Below are 23,376 nucleotides of genomic sequence, written 5' to 3'. Positions count from 1 at the left end.
TTTACTTATAAAAAAACAGCTGCTATATATTAACGCAGCTGCCAAGCTTTCTTTTTCTTTTATCTTCATACATACTGCTATCAGCACTTATTATTATGTCCTCAAGGCTTGCCCCCTTCCAATATGTACATATACCTGCACTAAATTCTATGCTAATATCTGAATAGTAATTTTTCTTAAAATATTCCCTTATGCTTTCAATTTTTTGAGCAGCCTTTTTACTATCACTGTCGTGCATAACTATTATGAATTCATCCCCTGCATATCTTGCAAGTATATCAGTTGCTCTTATGCTATGCTTAAGAACATAAACAAAATACTTTAAAACCTCATCTCCAATATTATGACCATAATTATCATTTATCATCTTAAAGTTGTCCATATCAATCATAACAAGAGAAAAAGTATTACCATATCTTTCGCATCTTTTTATTTCATTTTTCATCAATTCTTCAAAATAACGCCTGTTATAAATGTCAGTTAATTTATCAATCCTTGTTATCTGAATAAGCTCATTCATTAAAAGAACATTCTTAATTGCCCCTTCAAGTAGCCTTGTTATATATTTAATAAGTTTAATATCATTTTCATTAAATGCATTTTCGCTCTTTTTGCTATCTACGTTTATAATTCCATAAAACTCACCATTTATATAAAGTGGCGCACTTAATGTTGACTTGATATTTAAAGAATCTGTTAAGAGAAGTGTGTTAAATTTTTCTCTTCCTATATTTGTACTATCAAAAACACGAGGATTTTTAATAATAGCTGGAGATTTTAACTTTGTTGTTTTATAAAGATAAAGTTCTTCTATTTTAAAGTTAACCTTTTTAAGCTCATCTAAATCAAAGGAGGTTGCTGCAACATACTCCATAATGTCCTTTTGTCTGTTATATATAAGTATGCTCCCACAGTCTGCCCCTTTTATAAGTTTTACTGTATCATCTATAATCTTCTTATAAAGAGTATTGATATCCTCATAGTTTGCAAGCTCCTCTGATATTTTAAGCAATGTTTTATTTATCTTATTAGTCCTATCATAAAGATATCTTATCTCCTTATATTTTATTGATTTTATAATATAAAAATACAGTAAAAATATCGTACATAATAAATAAAAGTATTTCACCTTAAAGGCCTCCTAAGTATCTTAAAAATATACATTAGTTGTATAGTTATATATATAATTAGATAAAAATTTGATAATTCCTTCTATTTTATTTATTTTTTAGTAGAATTTATAATAACTATTGGTATAGGTGGAATGATTACAGGCGATTTTTCTATAAATCCATCTTTTAAAATGCTTTTATTATCACATATACCTGTAACTCCAACTATAAAGGATCTTTGATTAACAAGCTTTTCGTATTCAAGTATTTTTTTATTTAAAATTTCAAGGATTCATTGTATAATTAAATGCAACAGGTAAAAAATATTTAAACCATAGTGAAAATCATGTATGATATAGGTGACAAATCCAAACATACAGGAGGTTTTCACTATGGTTCATAAAAATAATTATAACACACCTATACGTTCTTTTAAACATCTGAAATCTTATGAACGTGGAGAAATTTTTGCCTTGCTTAAAGAAGGTAAAAGTATTCGTTATATTGCTAAAAAATTAGGACGAAGTCCAAGTACTATAAGCCGTGAAATTAAACGTGGTACTGTATCACAATTAAAAAGTGATTTATCTTATTATTCAAGTTATTTCCCTGAAACTGGGCAAGCTGTCTATAAAAATCACCGCTCAAATTGCGGAGCAAAAATTAAATTGGCTAAAGTAGAAACCTTTATAAAATTTGCAGAAGAAAAAATCCGTAAAAATAATTGGTCTGTTGATACTGTCGTTGGTTATTGCAAAACTGATCCTTCTTGGAAAGATGAGTTCATTGTTTCAACTAAGACCTTATATAACTATATTGATAGAGGATTTTTATCTATACGTAATATAGATTTACCTTTAAAAACACATTTAAAACCTAAAAAGAAAAGAATTAGGGAGAACAAACGCCTTTTAGGTAAAAGTATTGATTTAAGGCCTGAACAAATTAATTCTCGTCAAGAATTTGGACATTGGGAAATAGATACTGTTATAGGTAAAAAATCAGGCGATAAAGCTCTTTTAACTTTAACAGAACGTAAATCCCGTTATGAAATAATAATGCTTTTAGATAATAAAGATGCTAAGTCTGTTGATGATTCTATAAAGAGACTTATGGAAGTATATAAGGATAATTTTAAAAAGATTTTCAAGAGTATTACGGCAGATAATGGAGTTGAATTTAGTAATTTACAATTCATTCTTAAAAAATATGATGTTGAGGTATATTATACCCATCCCTTTTCTTCTTTTGAAAGAGGAACTAACGAACGACATAATGGTCTTATACGTCGTTTTATCCCTAAGGGAAAGAGTATAAAGGATATATCTATTGATACCATTAAAAGAATTCAAAATTGGATGAATACACTCCCACGAAAATTACTAAATTACAAAACTCCTGAAAAATTTTTTTACGAGGAATTATTAAAAATAGCCTAAATCATATTATGAATATTGTAGATGCCACTTGTGGTATGTCAAGGGTAAAGCTACGCCTGCTACGCAGCCCTTGACATACCCCTGCGTGACATATAGATTGATAATTAAGATGGATTTAAGGCTATTTTGACTATTTTTAGTCCTTATACTACATGATTTTTCACAGAGTGTTGCATTTATTATTGCAATTTAAGTTTTAAAATTTCAAGGGTTGTTCTAACTACTTTTTCATATTTTCTTATAGTATCCCTAATGTGTTTAAAATCATTTCTCTGGTCATGCTTGCCACAGCATCCTTCCTTACCTGATATCCCATCCAATATTTTTAATATATCAGTTAAACTTCCTATTTTATTAAAAGTCTCAATGTTATAGTTGGCCGCTGGAAGAGGAGTTATTACTATTTCTTGAAGTATGCATTTTATAAGATACCTTATTTCACTTTCTATAACAGCTATCTTATATTCAAGCTCAAGTTCTATTAGCTTTGTAATTTTATATAAGCTTTCCTTTATTCTGTTTCTTAAAATCATAACAATATAGTATTTAACCATTAGTACGCATTCATCTTCACATAAGTTTCTTTTGTAATACCAATCAAAATAGCAGAAATTAACATCAAACAGCATATCTATTATTTTTTGCTTTGTAAACCTTCCAAAGTTTTCATCAATAAAATGTTTAAAGCCTGTTGAACGCAAAAGTGCCTCTGCTTGTTTTCTCCATTCCGGATCATCAATGCATTTTATTATTTCGTCTATGCTTGTTCTATATACTAAATAAGTAAATGCTTTCTCAACTATACAATCATCTATCTTCTCTATTACAAGGGCGATTTTATAATCCCTGCAATCCCTATCGATATAAGGAGGTATATATTCTTTTATACACACTTTTTTATATTCTTCAATAATTGCTTTTATTTTTTTACAAGTATCACATGGAAAATAAGCAAACTTTTTACCATCCTTAATTCCATAATTAACAGAACTTAATATATTCTCATTAAAGCAATCCCCTATTTCAACATTCTCATCTTCATCATAACCTGAGCTTTCAAAAATTCTTTTTAATGTTTCATCTATTTTTATTTCATAATTAAAATCTTCATCATTATCAACTTTTTTATTGTTTGAAATATTATCCCCCATAACCTTACCTCCAAAATACTTATTAATTATTATATTCAGCTAAAAATAAATTGATGATATTTAAGATATTTGCATATAGTTTACTGAGGTGATTATATGAAAAGAAAGACATTCTACTTTACAATAATAATTTTTATTTTTATTTTTTTTAATACCTTTGCAGAAAGCTTTAATTCAGAAAACATATACAATACCATAAAGATACTTTCAAGCGATAAGTATAGAGGAAGGCTTGCAGGCGATAAGGGAAACTACCTTGCAGCACAATATATCGCAAATTGTTTTAAAAAAATAGGATTAGATCCTTTGGGAGATAATGGTACTTTCTATCAAGGTTTTGAATTAATCGTTCCTTTATTAAATGGTGAATGTAGCTTTAAAGTTTTAGACACAAATGGAAATATAGTGAAAAAATATGAATATGGTAAGGATTTTAAGGAGTTAATTTACGGTGCCTCAGTTTCAGGTGAAATAATTGGTAAGATAAAATTAATGGATAAACCTGGAACAATCGCAATAGTTGAAAAAGGCTATAGTGAAAACTCCTATCAATATAATGAAGACCTAATGCTTAAAAAAAGCGGTATAAAGGCCGTTATCTATCCAACTAACATGGATTTTCGCTTTAGATCACCATATAAACTTCAAAAGCTTTATAATGACGGACTTATTAAAATAATGGTTTCTAAAAATTTAATAAACGAGATTATAAGATATTCATCTTTAGGATATAACTTTGAAATAAAAAGCCCTGTTCAAATTAAAAAGGTAACTGTTCAAAACGTGATAGGAATGATAAAAGGGAAAGACGAAAGCCTCCCTCCTGTCATTTTATCAGCCCATTTTGATCATGTTGGTTTTGATGCTGACAACATCATATACCCTGGTGCCTTTGATAATGCCTCTGGTACAGCTCTTTTAATTGAATTTGCAAGGATTTTAAAATCATTAAAGGATAATAAAAGAACTATTATATTTGCAGCCTTCAATGGCGAAGAAGAAGGGCTTTTAGGTTCAAAGTATTTTGTTGAACATTGTCCTATAGATATCAAAGGAGCTCAATGTATTAACTTTGATATGGTAGGATCAAAAGACAAAATACCCCTCTCAATACTTTCCCTTGAAAACAGCAACAGGTTCGTATTAGACATATATAAAATAATATCTCCATTATCTAAAGTTGAAATAATTTATAATGACAACAGTGACCACGCATCTTTTTGTAAAATTGGAGTTGATTCTGTAACCTTAATTCATGATAATATAAGCAAAATCCATACTCCAAAAGACACTATAGAAAATGTAGATATTGATAGAATAAAAGAAGTATATGATGTAGCAGAAGCCTTTTTAAAATCAAAGGATGTAATTATGGTATCTGCCCAGAGTAATAATCAATACTTTTTATATAGGAAAGTCATTATAATATTAGGAGCCATAATTCTATCATTATCTTTTATACTCTATTTTAAAAGAAGGAATTTATAAAATATTTTATGTACAATTTATATTACTGTTTTGGTGATAGCTTTATTTGGGATATTAGTATAGCTATAAATATAAGAAGGCACCCTATATATCCTCTATTGCTCATTCTCTCACCAAGTATGAGTACGCCACCTAATGCACCCATTACCGATTCCATACTTAAAATTATAACTGCATGGGAAGGCTTGGCATATTTTTGGGCTACTACTTGCAAGGTATATGCAACTCCAACAGATAAAATACCTCCATATAAAATAGGAACTATTGCATTTGATATTCCTTTAATAGTTATATCTTCAAATATAGCTGCTGTTATTATACTAAATATAGAGCATACGGCAAACTGAAGAAATGATAATTTTAAAGGCTCAACCTTTTTCAAAAAATAATCTATGATTAAAATGTGAATAGCCCAAAGAAAAGCACTTATTATTATAAGCAAATCCCCATAATTTATATTAAAGTTTTCATTTATACAAAGAAGATAAAGCCCTATAGTTGCAAAGCCTACTCCAATCCATGAATTTATTTCAATTTTTTGTTTTAATATTACTCCAATAATTGGTACAATAACCATATAGAGCCCTGTAATAAAGCTTGCTTTTCCAGCAGTTGTATAAATAATTCCAACCTGTTGTAACGTTACGGCTATATAAAGTACAGTACCAACTATTATTCCAGGAATAATTGACTTTCTGTCTACTAATAAGGTATCAGCGTTATTTTTTTTATTATAATAAAGGATTAAAGGTATAAGAGAAATACATCCAAGCCCAAACCTTATTCCATTAAAAGTTAAGGCTCCTACATATTGTGAGCCAATCCTTTGGGCAACAAATGCAAATCCCCATATTGTTGCGGCAAGTAGCAATAAGAAATTAGAACGTACTCTTTTTTTATCCATAATACCATCCCCTTTAAAAACCTTACTATAATTAATAAAAACAGCAGGTCAATTGCCTCCTGCTGCCTGCCATTTTAAATATGCGTTTATAAATTCGTCTATCTCTCCATCCATTACAGCTTGAATGTTCCCTACTTCTATCCCTGTTCTATGATCCTTTACCATTGTATATGGTTGAAAAACATAAGAACGTATTTGGCTTCCCCAACCTATATCCTTAAGTTCCCCAGTTAAATCTTCAATCTTTTCCTTATGTGCCCTTTCTTTAAGTTCAATGAGCTTAGACTTTAGCATTTTCATAGCCGCCTCCCTATTTGCATGCTGGGAACGCTCATTTTGGCACTGAACAATAATTCCTGTTGGAATATGAGTAATCCTTATTGCAGATTCAGTTTTATTAACATACTGTCCACCTGCACCACCTGAACGGTAGGTATCTATTTTAAGATCCTCTGCTCTAATCTCAATATCCTGCTCTGGTGTTATCTCAGGTAGAACTTCAAGGGAAGCAAAGGAGGTATGCCTTTTGCCTGCTGCATCGAATGGTGATATCCTAACTAACCTGTGAACTCCTTTTTCTGATTTCAAATATCCATAAGCATATTCTCCTGTAATCTCAAGAGTTACGCTTTTAACTCCAGCCTCATCTCCTGGAAGGTAATCTAAAGTGTTAACCGTATATCCTTTAGCACTTGCCCATCTTGTATACATTCTAAGAAGCATGGAAGCCCAATCGCAAGCCTCTGTTCCCCCTGCACCTGCATGTATGGTAATTATTGCATTGTTTTTATCATATTCTCCAGATAGAAGAGTTTCAATCCTAAGCTCTTCTATCTTCTTTTCAATATCTTCCTTTTCAGCTTTTATTTCATCAAGAGTAGATAAATCCTCAGCTTCATCGGATATCTCAATTAAAACCTGAAGGTCCTCAACCCTACTTAAAAGCTTTTCATATCTTTCAACCTTATCCTTTAATGCTTTAGATTTTTGAACAACCCTTTGAGCATTTTCAATATCATTCCAAAAATCCCCTTGCTGCATTTTATCTTCAAGTAGTTCAATCTCCTTCTTTAAACCAGCGATGTCAAAGAGAAGCCCCCACTTCTTTTAAAGTTTCCTTCATAGGGTTTATTGCAATATAGTATTCTTCAAATGCTATATGCATATAAGCCACCATCCTTTCAAAGTTATGTACAACATTATATAATATCAAACATTTTTAAACAAGCAATAATTGCCTAAAATTTTATATATACACCATTATTTTTGTCAAGAATATCATTAATATGCTATAAGTTTTATTTATAATTTCAAAACTAAAATTATCATGACCACCTTTTATAGTGGTCATGATTTAAAATTTATGAATTTTTCCCACAGCAATTTTTATATTTTTTTCCGCTGCCACATGGGCATGGATCGTTTCGCCCTACTTTCTTTTCCTTTCTTATAGGCTCTTTTTTAACAGATTCATCGTAGTTTGTTGAAGTTGGCTGGGCAACCCTCTCTCTTTCAACCTTTCTTTCAGCCTTTATCCTGAATAAGAATCTTACTGTCTCCTCTTTAATGTTATATATCATGTCGTTGAACATGTTCATACCTTCAAATTGGTATTCCTGAACAGGATCTCTTTGTCTATAAGCACGCAGTCCCATACCCTGCTTTAGCTGATCCATAGCATCTATATGATCCATCCATTTCAAGTCAACAGAACGCAGTAAAACTACCCTTTCAACTTCTCTCATCTGTTCCTGACCTATCTCATCTTCTTTTTTACTGTAAATATCAAGAGCAATATCAAACAGCTTTTGTCTGATTTCATCCTTTGACATATTCTCAATTGCAGATAAAGATATCATTCCCTTTGGAAGGAATATGTCCTCAACATATCTTAAAAATCCTTTTAAGTCCCACTCTTCCCTATGCCTGTCGTCAGATATATGGGATTCTATTGCTGCATCTATTATATCCTTAATCATTGATATAATATTATCTTTTACATTTTCTCCTTCAAGAACAGCTCTTCTTTGGCTGTATATAATCTCTCTTTGCTTATTCATTACATTATCATACTGGAGAAGCGTTTTTCTAACATCAAAGTTATTTCCTTCTACCCTTTTTTGGGCCTGTTCAATTGCATTTGAAACAATTTTGCTTTCTATTGCCTCATCATCTGGAAGGCCAAGCCTCTCTACAATATCCTTTAACTTTTCAGAACCAAAAAGCCTCATTAAATCATCCTCAAGAGATATATAAAACCTTGATGAACCTGGATCACCTTGACGTCCAGAACGTCCACGGAGCTGATTATCTATACGCCTGGACTCATGCCTTTCGGTTCCTATTATCTTTAAACCTCCAAGCTCAACAACTCCATCTCCAAGTTTAATATCAGTACCACGACCTGCCATATTTGTTGCAATAGTTACCATACCCTTTTCTCCTGCATGAGATATTATCTCTGCTTCCTTTTCATGGTACTTAGCATTAAGAACCTGATGAGGTATTCCCTTTTTCTTTAGCATATCAGATAGAAGCTCCGATTTTTCAATACTGATAGTACCAACGAGTACAGGCTGTCCCTTTTTGTGGGTTTCAACTATCTCATCAACAATTGCCTTAAACTTTGCAGCTTCTGTCTTATATACTACATCAGGATAATCAACTCTTATCATAGGTTTATTTGTTGGTATTACTACAACGTCAAGACCATATATCTCTCTGAATTCAACCTCTTCAGTAAGAGCTGTACCTGTCATACCAGATATTTTTTTATAAAGCCTGAAATAGTTCTGGAAAGTTATTGTCGCAAGAGTCTTAGACTCTCTTTCAACCTTAACATTTTCCTTTGCTTCAATTGCCTGATGAAGTCCATCGCTATATCGTCTTCCGTACATTATTCTACCTGTAAATTCATCTATTATTAATACTTCTCCGTCCTTTACTATATAGTCTATCTCTTTTTTCATAAGATAATGGGCCTTTAAAGCCTGTATTACATGATGCTGTATCTCCATATTTTCGGCATCGGCATAATTCTCAAGGTTAAAAAACTTCTCTGCTTTTTGAACTCCACTCTCTGTTAAAGTTACAGCATGCTGCTTTTCATCAACTTCATAATCATCACTTTTAAGCATCCTAACGAAGGTATCAGCAACTTTATAAAGATGAGTTGATTTTTCCCCAGCTCCGGATATTATAAGAGGAGTTCTTGCTTCATCAATGAGTATTGAATCCACTTCGTCAATTATTGCAAAATTTAGTTCTCTTTGAACCATTTCCTCTTTATAAATAACCATGTTATCCCTTAAATAATCAAAGCCAAATTCATTATTTGTACCATATGTTATATCGCAGTTATAGGCAGCCCTTCTTTGATCGCTGTCAAGCTCATGAGTTATAACTCCAACGGTTAATCCTAAAAACTCAAAGATTTTTCCCATCCATTCCCTATCACGCTTTGCAAGGTAATCATTTACAGTAACTATATGAACACCTTTTCCTGTTAAAGCATTAAGATATGCAGGAAGTGTAGCAACAAGGGTTTTTCCTTCACCAGTTTTCATCTCAGCAATTCTTCCCTGGTGAAGTACAATGCCACCCATAAGCTGAACCCTAAAATGTTTCATACCAAGAGTTCTAAAGGCTGCTTCCCTAACTACGGCATAAGCCTCTGGAAGTATATCATCAAGTGTTTCACCTTTTAAAAGCCTTTCTTTGAACTCGAAAGTCTTATTCTTTAGCTCATCATCTGATAATGACTGCATTTTACTATCAAGTGCTTCTATCTTATCAACTATTGGAGTAATCCTTTTTATTTCTCTATCACTATAACTTCCAAATATTTTTTCTAATAGTCCCATTTTTTCACCCTCTTTAATAATGATAAAATGATTATATCATTTCAAAGTTTTATTATCAATTAACTATAAACCTTTGAATGTCAATTTTCTGTAAATAAAAAGGATGGCAATGCCACCCTTTAAAATTCAGGCTCTATCAAGCCATAGTTTCCATCTTTTCTCTTATACACAACGTTTACCTCGTCAGTTTCTGAATTCATAAACACATAGAAGTTATGTCCTATTAAATCCATTTGCATAACTGCTTCTTCAACATCCATAGGCTTTATTGCAAACTTCTTGGTCTTCACAATTTTAGGTTCATCCTCTTCATAATCTGTGGATATTTCTGCAAATCTTAAGGTTCCCTCATGAATTTTTCTTTCAAGCCTTGTTTTATGTTTTCTAATCTGCCTTTCAAGCTTTTCAACAACATTGTCAATAGATGTATACATGTCCTCTGTTGATTCTTCTCCTCTTAATATCACTCCATTGAATGGGATAGTAACTTCAATCCTCTGATTAGATTTTTGAACACTCAAAGTTACATGGGCTTCTACATCAGGACCAAAATATTTATCAAGCTTTCCAAGTTTCCTTTCAACAGTGTCCTTTAAAGCCTCCGTTAAAGCTATGTTCTTGCCTGTAATTGTAAACTTCATAACATCTACCCCTTTCATATATAATAAGGGAAATACCTTAAGTATTTTGTATTTTATATATATTCTAATATTTTATACTAATAACTTCAAGTATAACTTTTATTTCGACATTGAATATTTATATTTTTTTATTAATAAATAATATAAATTTTACATAATTAATATTGTATCAACCTTAAACGTTCTATTGTTGATATGTTAACAAGGTGGTTGTGGATAATGTTGATAATTTTGTGCATAACTTAAAACTCAATCCTTTATCATAGAATTAAATTGTGGATTATCTCTTAAAATATTTATACACTCGAACAAATATATTATTTGTAATATCACATTTAATATAATTATTCTACATTCAAAAATTATAAAATAAAAAGCCGGGTTATCCGGCTTTTTAAACTTAAACTATCAGCTGACCTGGTCTTTGACCCCACACCCGCCTGCTGGAGGTTTTGCTTAAGGTGTATGCCTTTCACGAATCCCTCTCTCGGTTTTACCGGCAGGACTTACTTCTAAACCGCACCATGCTCATCAAACTTTGTTTGACTTACGTGGGTCGCTTCGCCTGCGGCTGGCATCGACTTTCAACCACAGACCTGATAGTTTAAGTTTTTTCAACATAATGTTGATTTAGCAAAGGAAGCTACTATTACTTTTTTGGCTCCCTTTTCTTTAAGAGATTTTGCACAATAGCTAACAGTTGCTCCCGTTGTTACAACATCATCAACAAGGAGCACAACCTTATTATCTACAGGCTCTTCACATTTAAATACATCCTTTACATTATACCATCTTGCATCACCATCAAACAATACCTGAGGCTTCGTATCTTTTATCCTTATAAGTATATCCTTGACAGGTTTTCCTGTGATATTTGATATCTCTATTGCTATAAGTTTCGAATGATTGTATCCTCTTTTTCTATCTCTAACCTTCGAAGATGGCACATAAGTTATAAAATCATAGCATACATTATTTTTATATAGTATATCATATATTAAATAAGCCATAGTTATTGAAATGTCCCTGTCATCTTTATATTTTAGCCTTAATATCATATCCCTTGCTAACCCTTCATACAAACATACAGAATACACTTCATCATAAAATCCTTTAAAACTGTAACAGTTTTTACAAGGAAAGCTATCTATAATCTCCCCACATCTTCTACATTGATGATTTGCAAATCTTATTTGTGTTAAGCATCCAGAGCATATAAAATTTTTATTATCAATAAGTATCCTTTTGCATACTGTACAGTAACTTGCCTTTGGAAAAATTATATCAAGAAAACAGGTTATGAAGAATCCTATCTTCTTATATATCCTCTCTCCCAAGATATTTTGTTCATGCTTCTTATTGTCGACTTTGCTAAAGACATGGTTTCTGTTTCATTGGATGCAACAAATACTACCTCCCCAATCTTTTTATTTTTACTACTTGAAGCTATAGATGCCATATTGATTAAGGTCTCTACATCATATCTCTTATCATCACTACATACTACAATTACATTTATATCTTGATTAAAATTCATCAAATCTTTAAAATCTGAAGATATAAGTATTCTTATTTCATTTCTTTTTAACTTCAATACAGATTGTTTATATCTTTCTGATGAAATATCTAATAAGGAAGGGTTAAAGTTTTCAAACAAAGTTAAATAATTATATACCTTGTCTTGAATCTTCTCATCTGGAACAAATATAATTATTCCTGTTTCCTCTTTTATAGACCAGTTTATAATATCTACTACCATGGAAGGAAGATAAAAATCTCCTCCGTTAATTAACCTTGTTAAAACTATTCTTGGCTCAGGAATAGGATTTTTTGTTTTTAATGATGTAAGGGGGATTATTTCAAATCCTCCCTTTATAAAAAATGGCTTATTCTTAGGTATGAAACTTGTTATAATAGCAAACTTTCCATTTTCTTTTACTGCTTTTTTATAAAGCAACTCTGCATCCTCGAATTTTTCTTCTAAAAAGGCATACCTTTTATCAAATATTACAAGATCAAAGGCTTTATAAAAGGGAGAATAGTTTTTTATAGAATGAATAACTATATCTTCATCCTTAAGACTCCATCCATTGTCTGCTGTACAGCTTATATTGATATCTTTTAAAGTCTTTCTTAATGCTTCTGCTGCCTTTAAATTTTCAAAGGATGAGGTTACAATCAAAATTCTTCCTCCATATTTTATAGTTTCTGCTATTCCCCCTACTATAGCCTCATAATCAAAGGAACCTGGAACACACCATAATACTGCCCATTCCTTTTTAGATTTTATAAATAGACTAAAATCATCGTAGGCCTTTTTCAAAGATACTGTTAGTATAGGCTTTTTTAATATTACTTTTTTCACGCTCTTTAAATTATAATTATCAGCAGCATATAAAAGTATATCATCTTCTAAAAAGCCAAATCTACAAATACTACAAGGCTCTTTGTTACAAAAGGAACAAATCATCCTATTCCTAACTTTTCTAACAGATGGTATCATTTTTATTCTTCTCTCGCAATAAAGTACTTGTACTGCATCTATTATCTCTTCTTCATCCGAATTTATATAAGATTTTAAATTTATAAGCTGTCTTATGCTTATTATTTTACCTTTTATGTACTGTTCAACTATTGAAATAGAATTTTTATCTACTACCTCTTTTGATACTATTTCTTTCTTTATCTGAGGCACATTAAACTTTTTTAACGCATTATTTATTAAAAAATCTTGCGAACCTATAATCTTTCCAACAATATTTGATGCCCCATATACTCTTTTTAATATATTTTCACCAATTTCAATAGGAATTTTAGGAGTAATAACAGTTAAAGATCTTATTTTTCTTGTTCCTTTTAATATTACAAAATCAACCTTTGGATTAAGAGACATATCATAAATATATCCCCCATCCCTTTGCTTTGCTTTATAAAGAACCACATCCACTTATAGCACACCCTATCTTATAACATTAACATAAGAAATTATTCTCTTTTTTAGCCCTGTATATCTTTTAGCAATAGTATCATTATTTATCATATTACATAAAGCTCTGCTCAATCCAACCAATACAACAAGCTTTTTGGCCCTGGTAACCCCAGTATATATAAGATTTCTTGTCATAAGCATAGGAGGACCATAAAAAACAGGAATTACAACCACAGGAAATTCACAACCCTGGCTTTTATGTATAGTTACTGCATAAGCCATTTCAAGCTCATCTAAATTTGTAAAATCATATACAACTCTTTTATCATCATCGAATATAACTGTAAGAGTTTGATTTTCGTTATCAACCTCCTCTATAAAGCCTATATCTCCATTAAAAATTCCCATCCCAGTTTCATTTTCATTGGAGATACTCTGCCACTTTAAGCTGTAGTTATTTTTAATCTGCATTACCTTATCTCCAACTCTAAATATAAAATCTCTAAACTGTTTTTCTGCCTTTTGGCTTGATTTTGGGTTTAAAACCTGCTGAAGTTTTATATTTAAGTTATATATGCCAACCTCTCCCTTTCTCGTTGGTGATAATACCTGTATATCCCGCATAGGATCAAATCCTTCCTTAAAGGATGGCAGTCTTATATCAACAAGCCTAACAATCTCCTCAACCATGTCTGAAGGATTACCAACTTGAATAAAGAAAAAATCCTTCTCCCTGTCATTTAATATTGGCATTTGACCACTGTTTATCCTATGAGCATTTATAGCAATAAGGCTTTCATCAGCCTGTCTATATATTTTATTTAGCCTTACAACACTAAGTACTTGACTTTCTATTATATCCCTTAAGACATTGCCTGGGCCTACAGATGGAAGCTGATCCACATCTCCAACCATAATAAGCCTGCATCCTAAAGGCATTGCCTTTAAAAGGGAGTTCATCAAAAGTATATCAACCATAGAAGCCTCATCTATTATAACGGCATCACATTCTAATGGGTTACCCTCATCCCTTGAAAATTCAGGATAATTCTCTCCCATAACATATTCCATCTCTAAAAGTCTGTGTATTGTCTTTGCCTCGTAGCCTGTTGCTTCCGTTATCCTCTTTGATGCCCTACCTGTTGGTGCAGCAAGTACTACTTCCATTCCCTTTTTCTTGAAAATTTCAATTATACATTTTATTATTGTTGTCTTCCCTGTCCCAGGGCCTCCAGTTATAATACAAACCCCATTTTTAACCGCCTGTATTACTGCTTCTTTTTGCTCTATCGCAAACTCTATATTATTTTCCTTTTCAAATTCTTTTATATCCTCTTCTACATCCTTAAAATCATCTTTTACTTTATTTAAAGAAAGCTCAATAATCCTCCTTGCCACTCCAAGTTCTGAATAATAAAGTGAGGATAAGTAAACTGCTGTTTCGCCCTCGATATCATCAATATAAACTTGTTTGGAAACTATAAGAGATGTAAGCGCTTCTTCAACTATTTCAACTGAAACATTTAAAAGAGCAACACATTCATCAAGAAGAGTCAGCTTTGGAAGATATACATGTCCATTTGCAATACAGCCAGCTAAAACATATTTTATACCTGCCATAACTCTATGAATAGAATTTAAATCAACACCAAGGTTTCTTGCAATTTTATCGGCTGTTTTAAACCCTATACCATCTATGTCATCACAAAGCCTATAAGGATTTTCTTTTATTAAATTAAAAGTATCTTTACCATATTTTCTATATATTTTAATTCCATAAGTTACAGATATACCATAGCTTTGAAGGGAAACTAAAACTTCCCTTAGCTCTCTTTGCTCTTTAAAGGCCTCTGCAATACTTTTTGCCTTCTTCTCTCCAATACCTTCAATCTCCATAAGCTTCATAGGGTTCATTTCAATAATATCAAGTGAATCCATTCCAAATTTCTCAACAATTCTCTTTGCAGTTGCAGGACCAACCCCAGGAATAAGACCACTTGCAAGGTATTTTTCAACTCCCTCTAAAGTAGCAGGCATTATTTCTTCAAAACTTTCAACTTTAAGCTGCTGACCAAAGGTTTGGTGTATTGTCCATTCACCGAAAAACCTTGCCCTTTGGCCTTCATTCAAAAAGGGCATATAGCCAACAACCGATTCAGTATTTTTCCCATGTTTAATCTTTGCTACAGTATATCCATTATCATCATTCCTATATACAATACTTACAACTGTACCTTCTATTTCAACCATGGTTAATCTCCCTAAGATATAATTTTTTTATAATTCTTAATTGAATTATATCATAGTTAAAAAATGGCTCCAATATTTTAGCTAATTATTACATTATACATTTAGATTTTGCCAATATATATTTAAATATATACATTGCTACATTATTTTCTTAATTTTTTATGTATCTGGCATTTTCACAAATAACTTTTCAATGCTATAATAAAATAGTGCTGTAATAAAGGGGGATATCTATGAAAAATATCGATGAAAATTTTAATATAAAGATGAACAATATCAATGGGGCACTTCAAATAATATCTGTCAACCTCGTAACATCCTTTGCAGGTCTATTCATAAAAAGGCTAAATGCCAGCGATTATCTTGTATCTTTGCTAAATTCTCTTCCTGCATTATTTAGTATCCTTGGAATACTTCTTAGTACTCCTCTTATACTTTCATGCAAAAATAAGAAAAAAGTAACCTCACTTTCTTATTTTGTAACTAGAAGCTTTTATATATTAATGGCCTTTGTTCCTATCCTTCCTGAAGGATTACGTGCTGCAACATTTGTATTATTATATGGTGCTATGAACTTTCCAGGCTCTATAGCAACATTCTTTTGGCAGTCTTTCTTTGCAGATATATTCTCACCTTCTAAAAGGTCAAAAGTTCTATCACAAAGAAACAGTATTTCAACCTTTACAGGGACAGCAGTAACACTTTTTGTGGGGATTCTCCTTCACAAGCTGTCAAATACCAAGCAGGAGCTTATACATTACTACCAAATAGTTTTTATAATTGCCTTTATCATAGGCATTTTTGAAGTTCTTTCTCTTTATATGCACAAAGATAAAATAAAGGGAAATTTTGTTGAAGTAAAAAGCGAAAAGGAAAAGCTAAGTATAGATTTTTTTAAAGGAATGATTAAACAAAAACCATATTTAATATACATTATATGTATTATAGTATTCCACTTTTCTTGGCAGATGGGCTGGCCTTTATTTTTAACCTATGAGGTTGACTACCTTCATACTAATGAGATGTGGGCAGGAATAATATCAACAGTAAACGGTGTATGTATGGCAATAGGCTATACCTTTTGGAGAAAATTTTCTGATAAAAAAGGGAGTGCCCTAACCTTAACCATATCAGCCTTTGGTTCCGGGCTTTGTCCTTTATTTTATTCAATATCAACTCATATAATACACGTTGCATATTTCACTGGAATTATAGGATTTACTTTTGCAGGAATTCAGCTTCTTTTAATAAACTCGCTGTATGAAGTATCCCCAAAAGAAAATAGGACTTCCTATATAGCCCTATATAATCTTTGCATAAATCTAACTTTAATAATTGCACCCTTTGTTGGAATGTATATATATAAGCTTACAAACATTAAAGTAGCACTTTTAATAACTGCAGGAGCAAGATTTTTTTCCTCACTATTATTCTTTTTAAGAAGAAACTATACCCTAAAATACAAAAATATAAATGCATCTTCTTATGTTAAAATATAACTTATTCTATATATACTTTTTGCTGCAACATCTTTACTTTAAAACTACAATCCACAAACCATTAATCTTAAACATAAAAATTTTAATTTTTACATAGGCTTTAGCAGTATATAACTTGAACTTCAAAATGCTTTAGCTTATCTTCCCAATCTAAAGATAACTTATTATCTGTAAACAGTATATCTATATCTTTAATATCCATCATATTTACAAAGGAAGCTTTATTGAATTTAGTATAATCAACAGCAAGAAATACTTTATTTGACGAATTTATCATAGCTTTTTTAATTTCTGCTTCCATTTCATTTGAGTCAGTTATTCCCTTATCAATAGAAATACCTTTACAAGATATAATAGCCTTATCAGCATTGTAATTTTTTATGGCCTTCTCTGCTAAATGACCTATATAAGAAAATGATGATGCTCTGAAGGTCCCTCCAGTTGAAATAATGTTAAAATCCTTATTATTTGATAGCTCTAATATTATCTTTTCCGAATTAGTAATTACTGTAATATTTTTTTTATTTTTAATATGTTTTGCAACTTGAAGTGCTGTTGAACTTGAATCAAGCATTAAAATCTCACCATCATTAATATATTGAGCAACTATACTACCTATTGAACTTTTCCCCTCTATATTTGTAACTTCCCTTATACTAAAAGGAAGATCTAAATTTGAATTATCAACTATAACAGCTCCTCCATAGGTTCTTTTTAAATATCCATCCTTCTCAAGTTTCTCAAGATCTCGCCTTATTGTTTCTTCAGTAACATTAAATAGTTTACTTAACTCTGGAACCAAAACACTTTTTTCCTGTTGAATTATAGTTAAAATCTTTCTCCTTCTTTCAAGTGCAAGCATCTTATACCTCCATACAATTCCTTTTATCAATATAATACAACATAAAACAAAATAAAACAACACAGTACTTTTTATATAAACTTTTAATCTTCTATTGATAAAATTGAAAGGACAGCTGCATAAGCCGTCCTTTTTGTATAAACGTGAACTACCCCAACTCTACGAAGTAGGCGACTTCTGTCACTTATTAGTTAAAGCTCCTCAATCCAAATATCTGATGATGCATCACTTGGCATCCTCCAATCTCCCCTTGGGGAAAGACTTATTGTTCCAACCTTTGGGCCATCGGGGATACAGGAACGCTTAAACTGCTGAATAAAAAACCTTTTATAAAATATTTTAAGCCATTTTGAAATCTCATCCTTACTGTATTTATCTTCAAAGGCCTCCTGTGCCAAATATAATATCTTTTTAGGTGGTGCGCTATATTTTATAAAATGATATAGAAAAAAGTCGTGTAGCTCATAAGGACCTATTATATCTTCAGTCTTTTGTGAAATTTCCCCTTCCTTTGCAGGTAATAACTCTGGACTTACTGGGGTATTTAGTATATCAACCAAAATGTTTGAGGTTTTTTTATCCATCTCCCTTTCTGCAACATACCCAACAAGATATCTAACAAGAGTTTTAGGAACACTGCAGTTTACTGCATACATAGACATGTGATCACCATTATACGTACTCCAGCCAAGGGCAATCTCAGATAAATCCCCTGTTCCTACAACAAGCCCTCCTTCCTTGTTTGCAATATCCATAAGAATTTGTGTTCTTTCCCTTGCCTGAACGTTTTCATAGGTTATATCAAGTTTATCAGCATCATGGGATATATCTTTAAAATGAAGAAGGCAAGCCTCTTTAATATTTATCTCTCTAAAATCTGTACCAAGACTTTTACAAAGCTCAATAGTATTATTATAGGTTCTATCCGTTGTCCCAAAACCTGGCATTGTAATTGTAATTATATTTTTATTCGATATATCAAGCTCTTTAAAGGTCTTTACTGCAACTAATAGTGCAAGGGTTGAATCAAGCCCCCCTGATACCCCAATTACTAGCTTTTTTAATCCTGTATGTTCTATCCTCTTTGCAAGTCCTGCAACCTGTATATTAAATATTTCCCTGCATCTATCTTCCCTTTCTAATGTACTGGAAGGTACAAAAGGATGAGGATCAACATATCTTAATAGCTTGCTCCCTTCTTTTATTTCCATATTAAACATAACTTTTCTATATATAGTATTTGTGTTTGAATCTTTAAATGTAAGATTTTTTCGTCTTTCAGCTAATAACCTTTGAATATCTATATCAGCTATTATAAGTTCACTATCCCTTTTAAATCTTTCTCCTTCTTTCAAGATGCTTCCGTTTTCTGCTATCATAATATGACCACTGAATACAAGATCCGTTGTTGATTCATATACTCCAGATGAAGAATAGACATATCCACATATAAGCCTTCCACTTTGCTGTTTTACAAGTTCCTTTCTATATAAAGCTTTGTTGATAAGTTCGTTACTTGCAGAAAGATTTACAATGATACTTGCACCTGCTAAGGCTTGATATGAAGAAGGAGGTATAGCTGCCCAAAGATCCTCGCATATTTCAGCTCCAACACATAGCTCCTTTATATTTTCATCTTGGAATAATATATTCCCAAAAGGAACATTCTCATCTAAAAAATAAACTTCTTCAAAAGAAACATCCTTTGATGATGCAAACCATCTTTTTTCATAATATTCACCATAGTTTGGTATATAAGTTTTAGGAACAATTCCAAGTAACTTCCCTTTATGAATTGCAATTGCACAGTTAAATAAAAACTGACCTGATAAGAATGGAGCTCCTATAAATATTAACATATCTATATCTTTAGTAAAGCTGCATAATTCACTAATTGCCTTATTGCTATTTTCAATAAGAATATCCTGTCCAAATAAATCTGCACATGTATATCCTGTTATGGATAGCTCAGGAAATACAAGTATGGACACATTTTCTTTATATGCCTTTAGAATAAGAGATTTTATCTCACCTACATTATACTTAACATCTGCAACTTTAAGTTTTGGGCATGCAGATGCAACTCTAACAAATCCATAGTTTCTCACTTTATTACCTCCATATAAAATATTTCAAATTTTATAATATCACAAATATTTTATTTTTAAAGTAAAAAGCTTTTGAAACTTTTTTTGCAATTTAAATAAATAGTATGTAGTTTTTACTTTTTAGGATTTATGTTAATATATAGTAAATATTAATGGAGGTGTTTTTAATGAAATCTTTAAAAGGTACTAAAACTGCAGAAAACTTAATGAAGGCCTTCGCTGGTGAATCACAAGCAAGAAACAGGTACACATTCTATGCTTCAGCAGCTAAAAAGGAAGGATACATTCAAATATCTAATTTGTTTTTAGAAACAGCAGAAAATGAAAAAGAACATGCCAAAATTTTTTTCAAGTTTCTAAATGAAAGTTTTGAAGGTGAGGCTGTTACCATATCTGCTGGCTATCCTGTAGGTCTTAGTAATACTGAGTCAAACCTTCTTTATGCTGCTAATGGTGAAAAAGAAGAATGGTCCGATATATATCCTGAATTTGCAAAAGTTGCAGAAGAAGAAGGCTTTTTAGAAATAGCAACTACATTTAAAAAAATAGCCGAAGTTGAAAAACATCATGAAACAAGATATAGAAAACTTCTTGATAATATAAAAAATGGCGAAGTATTTAAAAAGAATAAAACTGTTAAATGGAAATGCGATAACTGTGGATACATATACGAAGGTGAAGAAGCTCCTCAATCATGTCCAGCCTGCAAACATCCCCAAGGATACTTTGAATTGTTTGTTGAAAACTATTAATAGCAATATGAGTTTTAGGGTAGATATCTACCCTAAAACTCATATTGTAGACAAACCCTTTTTGTTTTAGGAACTTTGCAATAGCCCGTGAATAAATTTCAAATTTTAAATACAATTTTTTCATTGACATCTTTATTAAACAATTTTATTACCTTTTTGTCAATTTTTATGATATTATATTTATATAAATTTGTAGATGGAGGGCTTTTTATGGAACAGATTACAAATGAGTTATTAAAATCCTGTATAAATATAATACCTTTTCTTACAGCATTTTTTGATGAGGAGGTAGCCTTTTCAATTTGTGATACAGAAAAGTACATATATCTGTATGGACTTGAAAAGTTCAATCTTAAAGTGAATGTTGGAGATTTAATTAGTAAGGACGGTTCAGATTATATTGCAATAAAAAATGGTAAGCCCTATTCAAAACTTATCCCTAAGGAAGTATTTGGTACAGAAGTCAAATCAATATCTGTCCCTTTAAAAGATGAAACCGGAGACATAATAGGATGTTTTGCACTGGTAAAAAGTACAAGTAAATACTATGATATTATGAATATGTCCCAAAGCCTCTCAAGTGCACTTCAACAAATATCTACAACTATTAACAATATATCCTCTTCTATACAGGAAATAGTATCCTCTACAGAAGAAATTGAAAAAAGTGCCTTAGAGGCATCTAACGAAGCACAAAAAACTGATGAAGTTTTGAATTTTGTTAAAACTATTGCAGAGCAGACAAATCTGCTTGGGCTTAATGCAGCAATAGAAGCTGCAAGGGCGGGAGAAACCGGAAGAGGCTTTACAGTTGTTGCACAAGAAATAAGAAAACTTTCAAAATCAAGTAGCGAATCAGTAAAAGAAATAAGTAACATACTAAAAAATATAAATCAATCAATTTCAAGCATAACTAATAAAATAAATAAAACAAATGACGTATTTATAAATCAAGCAAATGCACTTGAAGAGATTAACGCCTTTATACAAAAACTAACATCAAATGCAGAAATACTTAAAGATATTGCATCAAAATATTAAAATACCGGGCAACCGGTATTTTAATATATATAAATTTCATATCCTTCATTGCTACTAAATTTAAAATCATTGCTACTTATTTTAATATATACTTTTCCTTTTTTAACATTTATATTGTAATTACCTTTATTTAAGACTTTTATCTCTTTTCCTCTATCATCTAAAACAGCTATATTGCAAAAATCTGGAAGGCTCTTTACATTAACATTAATGATTCTGTCTTCATTATTCTCAATATAAAAATAATCAATATCCTCTGCATATTCTATATATCCATTTATAAATTCCTTTGACAAAACAGCAAATGTAAGTGTATCATTGAATTCATTAATATCCTTAAAAAGCTCTATATTATCATCAATTATACCCTTATATCTCATTGGAACATACATTTTATTGTTTATAGCATTTTTTATTTCATCGTAACTTCTATAACCTATAACAGTTTTATCCCTACTATTTTTACCTGTTGTAGCTTCCATAGTTATAATACCCTTTTTATCGCTACTTTCCCTTATGTATATAAAAGTATGGTTATTTTCACTATTGAATATATCCATGGGTTTTAAATCTTTTATATCAATTGATGCAAAATAATACTTCATAGTATTTGTTGAACACTTTTCAGGCAAATTATAAACTGCACTTACAAACCCTGAACAATCAAGCCCTGCTGTAAAATTTTTATACTCTCCTGAACATATAATATTCCCTGCCGAATAGCCTCTATCAATAGCTTCTTGAAAATTTTTTACATCCTTTGAATTGCTACAATCAAGAGAAAAATATCCTCCCCAGCAATAGGGTATGCCACAGGTCTTTATTGTAATCTTACCTTTCAAATAATTGGGAAGCTGAATATCTTTATTTCCATTAATTCCGTTCTTAAGATAATTGTACTCCCAAACATAGTTTATAATTGATAAAGCCCTTTTATAGGCAACACTTCTTTCTATTTTATTTATTTTAATATTTTTTTGTTCCTTAGGAGTCTTGGGCTTATTTATTATGATTACTATAAATGTTAACATGAAAATAAATAATAAAAACCTTATGTAAAACTTTATTAGATAAACTATAGTATTTTTTCTTTTAAATTTACTTTCTCCCCATCTTTTCATATTCATCCCCCATTAAAATTCTGTTTCAGATAAAATAATTTTAGAATAATGCTCCACTATATATTTAATAATATTTTTATTATAATAAAATATGTTGTTTGTTTTAGAAAAATATTCCTTATATTTCATTAAATATTATTAATCTACAAATTTCCCTAAATTTAATATAAAAAATCTACATTAAAATTTATTTTTTAACACAGATTTAACATTAAT

17 protein-coding genes are annotated in these 23,376 nt (G+C 31.0%); 5 read left to right on the top strand and 12 right to left on the bottom strand.

What is annotated here, in order from left to right; translation table 11 throughout:
• Positions 1–22 precede the first annotated feature (22 nt).
• Positions 23–1,129, bottom strand: coding sequence for a sensor domain-containing diguanylate cyclase (locus FDN13_RS09595; protein WP_138979994.1), 1,107 nt, complete (start codon positions 1,127–1,129; stop codon positions 23–25).
• 375 nt (positions 1,130–1,504) lie between these two features.
• Here FDN13_RS09595 and FDN13_RS09590 point away from each other — a divergent pair, with 375 nt between their 5' ends.
• The gene (locus FDN13_RS09590; RefSeq protein ID WP_138978399.1) at positions 1,505–2,551 is read left to right on the top strand and encodes an IS30 family transposase; all 1,047 of its coding nucleotides are present in this window, start codon (positions 1,505–1,507) and stop codon (positions 2,549–2,551) included.
• Positions 2,552–2,730: 179 nt separating this feature from the next.
• Here the strand turns inward: FDN13_RS09590 and FDN13_RS09585 are convergent, their stop codons facing one another.
• The gene (locus tag FDN13_RS09585) at positions 2,731–3,702 is read right to left on the bottom strand and encodes a hypothetical protein (RefSeq protein ID WP_138979993.1); all 972 of its coding nucleotides are present in this window, start codon (positions 3,700–3,702) and stop codon (positions 2,731–2,733) included.
• A gap of 96 nt (positions 3,703–3,798) precedes the next feature.
• Between FDN13_RS09585 and FDN13_RS09580 the strand changes: the two genes are divergently transcribed.
• A complete protein-coding gene (locus FDN13_RS09580; RefSeq protein ID WP_138979992.1) occupies positions 3,799–5,190 on the top strand; it encodes a M28 family metallopeptidase in 1,392 nt (463 codons plus the stop codon).
• 22 nt (positions 5,191–5,212) lie between these two features.
• Here FDN13_RS09580 and FDN13_RS09575 read toward each other — a convergent pair whose 3' ends face one another.
• The 7 genes from FDN13_RS09575 to recD2 form a co-directional block, all read right to left on the bottom strand.
• Positions 5,213–6,094, bottom strand: coding sequence for a DMT family transporter (locus FDN13_RS09575; RefSeq protein WP_138979991.1), 882 nt, complete (start codon positions 6,092–6,094; stop codon positions 5,213–5,215).
• Positions 6,095–6,142: 48 nt separating this feature from the next.
• Positions 6,143–7,259, bottom strand: a protein-coding gene (gene prfB, locus FDN13_RS09570) for a peptide chain release factor 2 (protein WP_138979990.1) whose coding sequence is annotated in 2 segments (ribosomal slippage) — positions 6,143–7,180 and positions 7,182–7,259 — 1,116 coding nt in all. Because the reading frame shifts where the segments join, the coding sequence is not laid out codon by codon here.
• Positions 7,260–7,455: 196 nt separating this feature from the next.
• Complete coding sequence (gene secA, locus FDN13_RS09565; protein WP_138979989.1) at positions 7,456–9,957, bottom strand: preprotein translocase subunit SecA; 2,502 nt, start codon at positions 9,955–9,957, stop codon at positions 7,456–7,458.
• Between the two features lie 119 nt (positions 9,958–10,076).
• On the bottom strand, positions 10,077–10,598 hold the full coding sequence (hpf, locus tag FDN13_RS09560) for a ribosome hibernation-promoting factor, HPF/YfiA family (protein ID WP_138979988.1): 522 nt from the start codon (positions 10,596–10,598) through the stop codon (positions 10,077–10,079).
• Positions 10,599–11,212: 614 nt separating this feature from the next.
• A complete protein-coding gene (locus tag FDN13_RS09555; RefSeq protein ID WP_138979987.1) occupies positions 11,213–11,935 on the bottom strand; it encodes a ComF family protein in 723 nt (240 codons plus the stop codon).
• Positions 11,908–13,545 carry a hypothetical protein gene (locus FDN13_RS09550; protein WP_138979986.1) on the bottom strand — a complete coding sequence of 546 codons (1,638 nt, stop codon included), beginning with the start codon at positions 13,543–13,545 and terminating at the stop codon, positions 11,908–11,910. The genes FDN13_RS09555 and FDN13_RS09550 overlap by 28 nt, the downstream gene beginning before the upstream one ends.
• A gap of 12 nt (positions 13,546–13,557) precedes the next feature.
• Complete coding sequence (recD2, locus tag FDN13_RS09545) at positions 13,558–15,777, bottom strand: SF1B family DNA helicase RecD2 (protein WP_138979985.1); 2,220 nt, start codon at positions 15,775–15,777, stop codon at positions 13,558–13,560.
• 233 nt (positions 15,778–16,010) lie between these two features.
• Here recD2 and FDN13_RS09540 point away from each other — a divergent pair, with 233 nt between their 5' ends.
• Positions 16,011–17,276 carry an MFS transporter gene (locus FDN13_RS09540; protein WP_138979984.1) on the top strand — a complete coding sequence of 422 codons (1,266 nt, stop codon included), beginning with the start codon at positions 16,011–16,013 and terminating at the stop codon, positions 17,274–17,276.
• 100 nt (positions 17,277–17,376) lie between these two features.
• Here FDN13_RS09540 and FDN13_RS09535 read toward each other — a convergent pair whose 3' ends face one another.
• On the bottom strand, positions 17,377–18,138 hold the full coding sequence (locus FDN13_RS09535) for a DeoR/GlpR family DNA-binding transcription regulator (RefSeq protein WP_138979983.1): 762 nt from the start codon (positions 18,136–18,138) through the stop codon (positions 17,377–17,379).
• 191 nt (positions 18,139–18,329) lie between these two features.
• Positions 18,330–20,246, bottom strand: coding sequence for an NAD(+) synthase (locus FDN13_RS09530; RefSeq protein ID WP_138979982.1), 1,917 nt, complete (start codon positions 20,244–20,246; stop codon positions 18,330–18,332).
• Between the two features lie 167 nt (positions 20,247–20,413).
• Between FDN13_RS09530 and rbr the strand changes: the two genes are divergently transcribed.
• Entirely contained in the window at positions 20,414–20,998 is a 585-nt protein-coding gene (gene rbr / locus FDN13_RS09525; protein ID WP_138979981.1) for a rubrerythrin, read from the top strand.
• A 210-nt stretch (positions 20,999–21,208) separates the two neighbouring features.
• A complete protein-coding gene (locus tag FDN13_RS09520; RefSeq protein ID WP_138979980.1) occupies positions 21,209–22,039 on the top strand; it encodes a methyl-accepting chemotaxis protein in 831 nt (276 codons plus the stop codon).
• A gap of 20 nt (positions 22,040–22,059) precedes the next feature.
• Here FDN13_RS09520 and FDN13_RS09515 read toward each other — a convergent pair whose 3' ends face one another.
• Entirely contained in the window at positions 22,060–23,160 is a 1,101-nt protein-coding gene (locus FDN13_RS09515) for a hypothetical protein (RefSeq protein ID WP_138979979.1), read from the bottom strand.
• Between the last annotated feature and the right edge of the window lie 216 nt (positions 23,161–23,376).

Source organism: Caloramator sp. E03 (genome assembly GCF_006016075.1).
Classification (GTDB): Bacteria; Bacillota; Clostridia; order Clostridiales; family Caloramatoraceae; genus Caloramator_B.
This window is presented reverse-complemented; position numbering and strand designations above follow the sequence as displayed.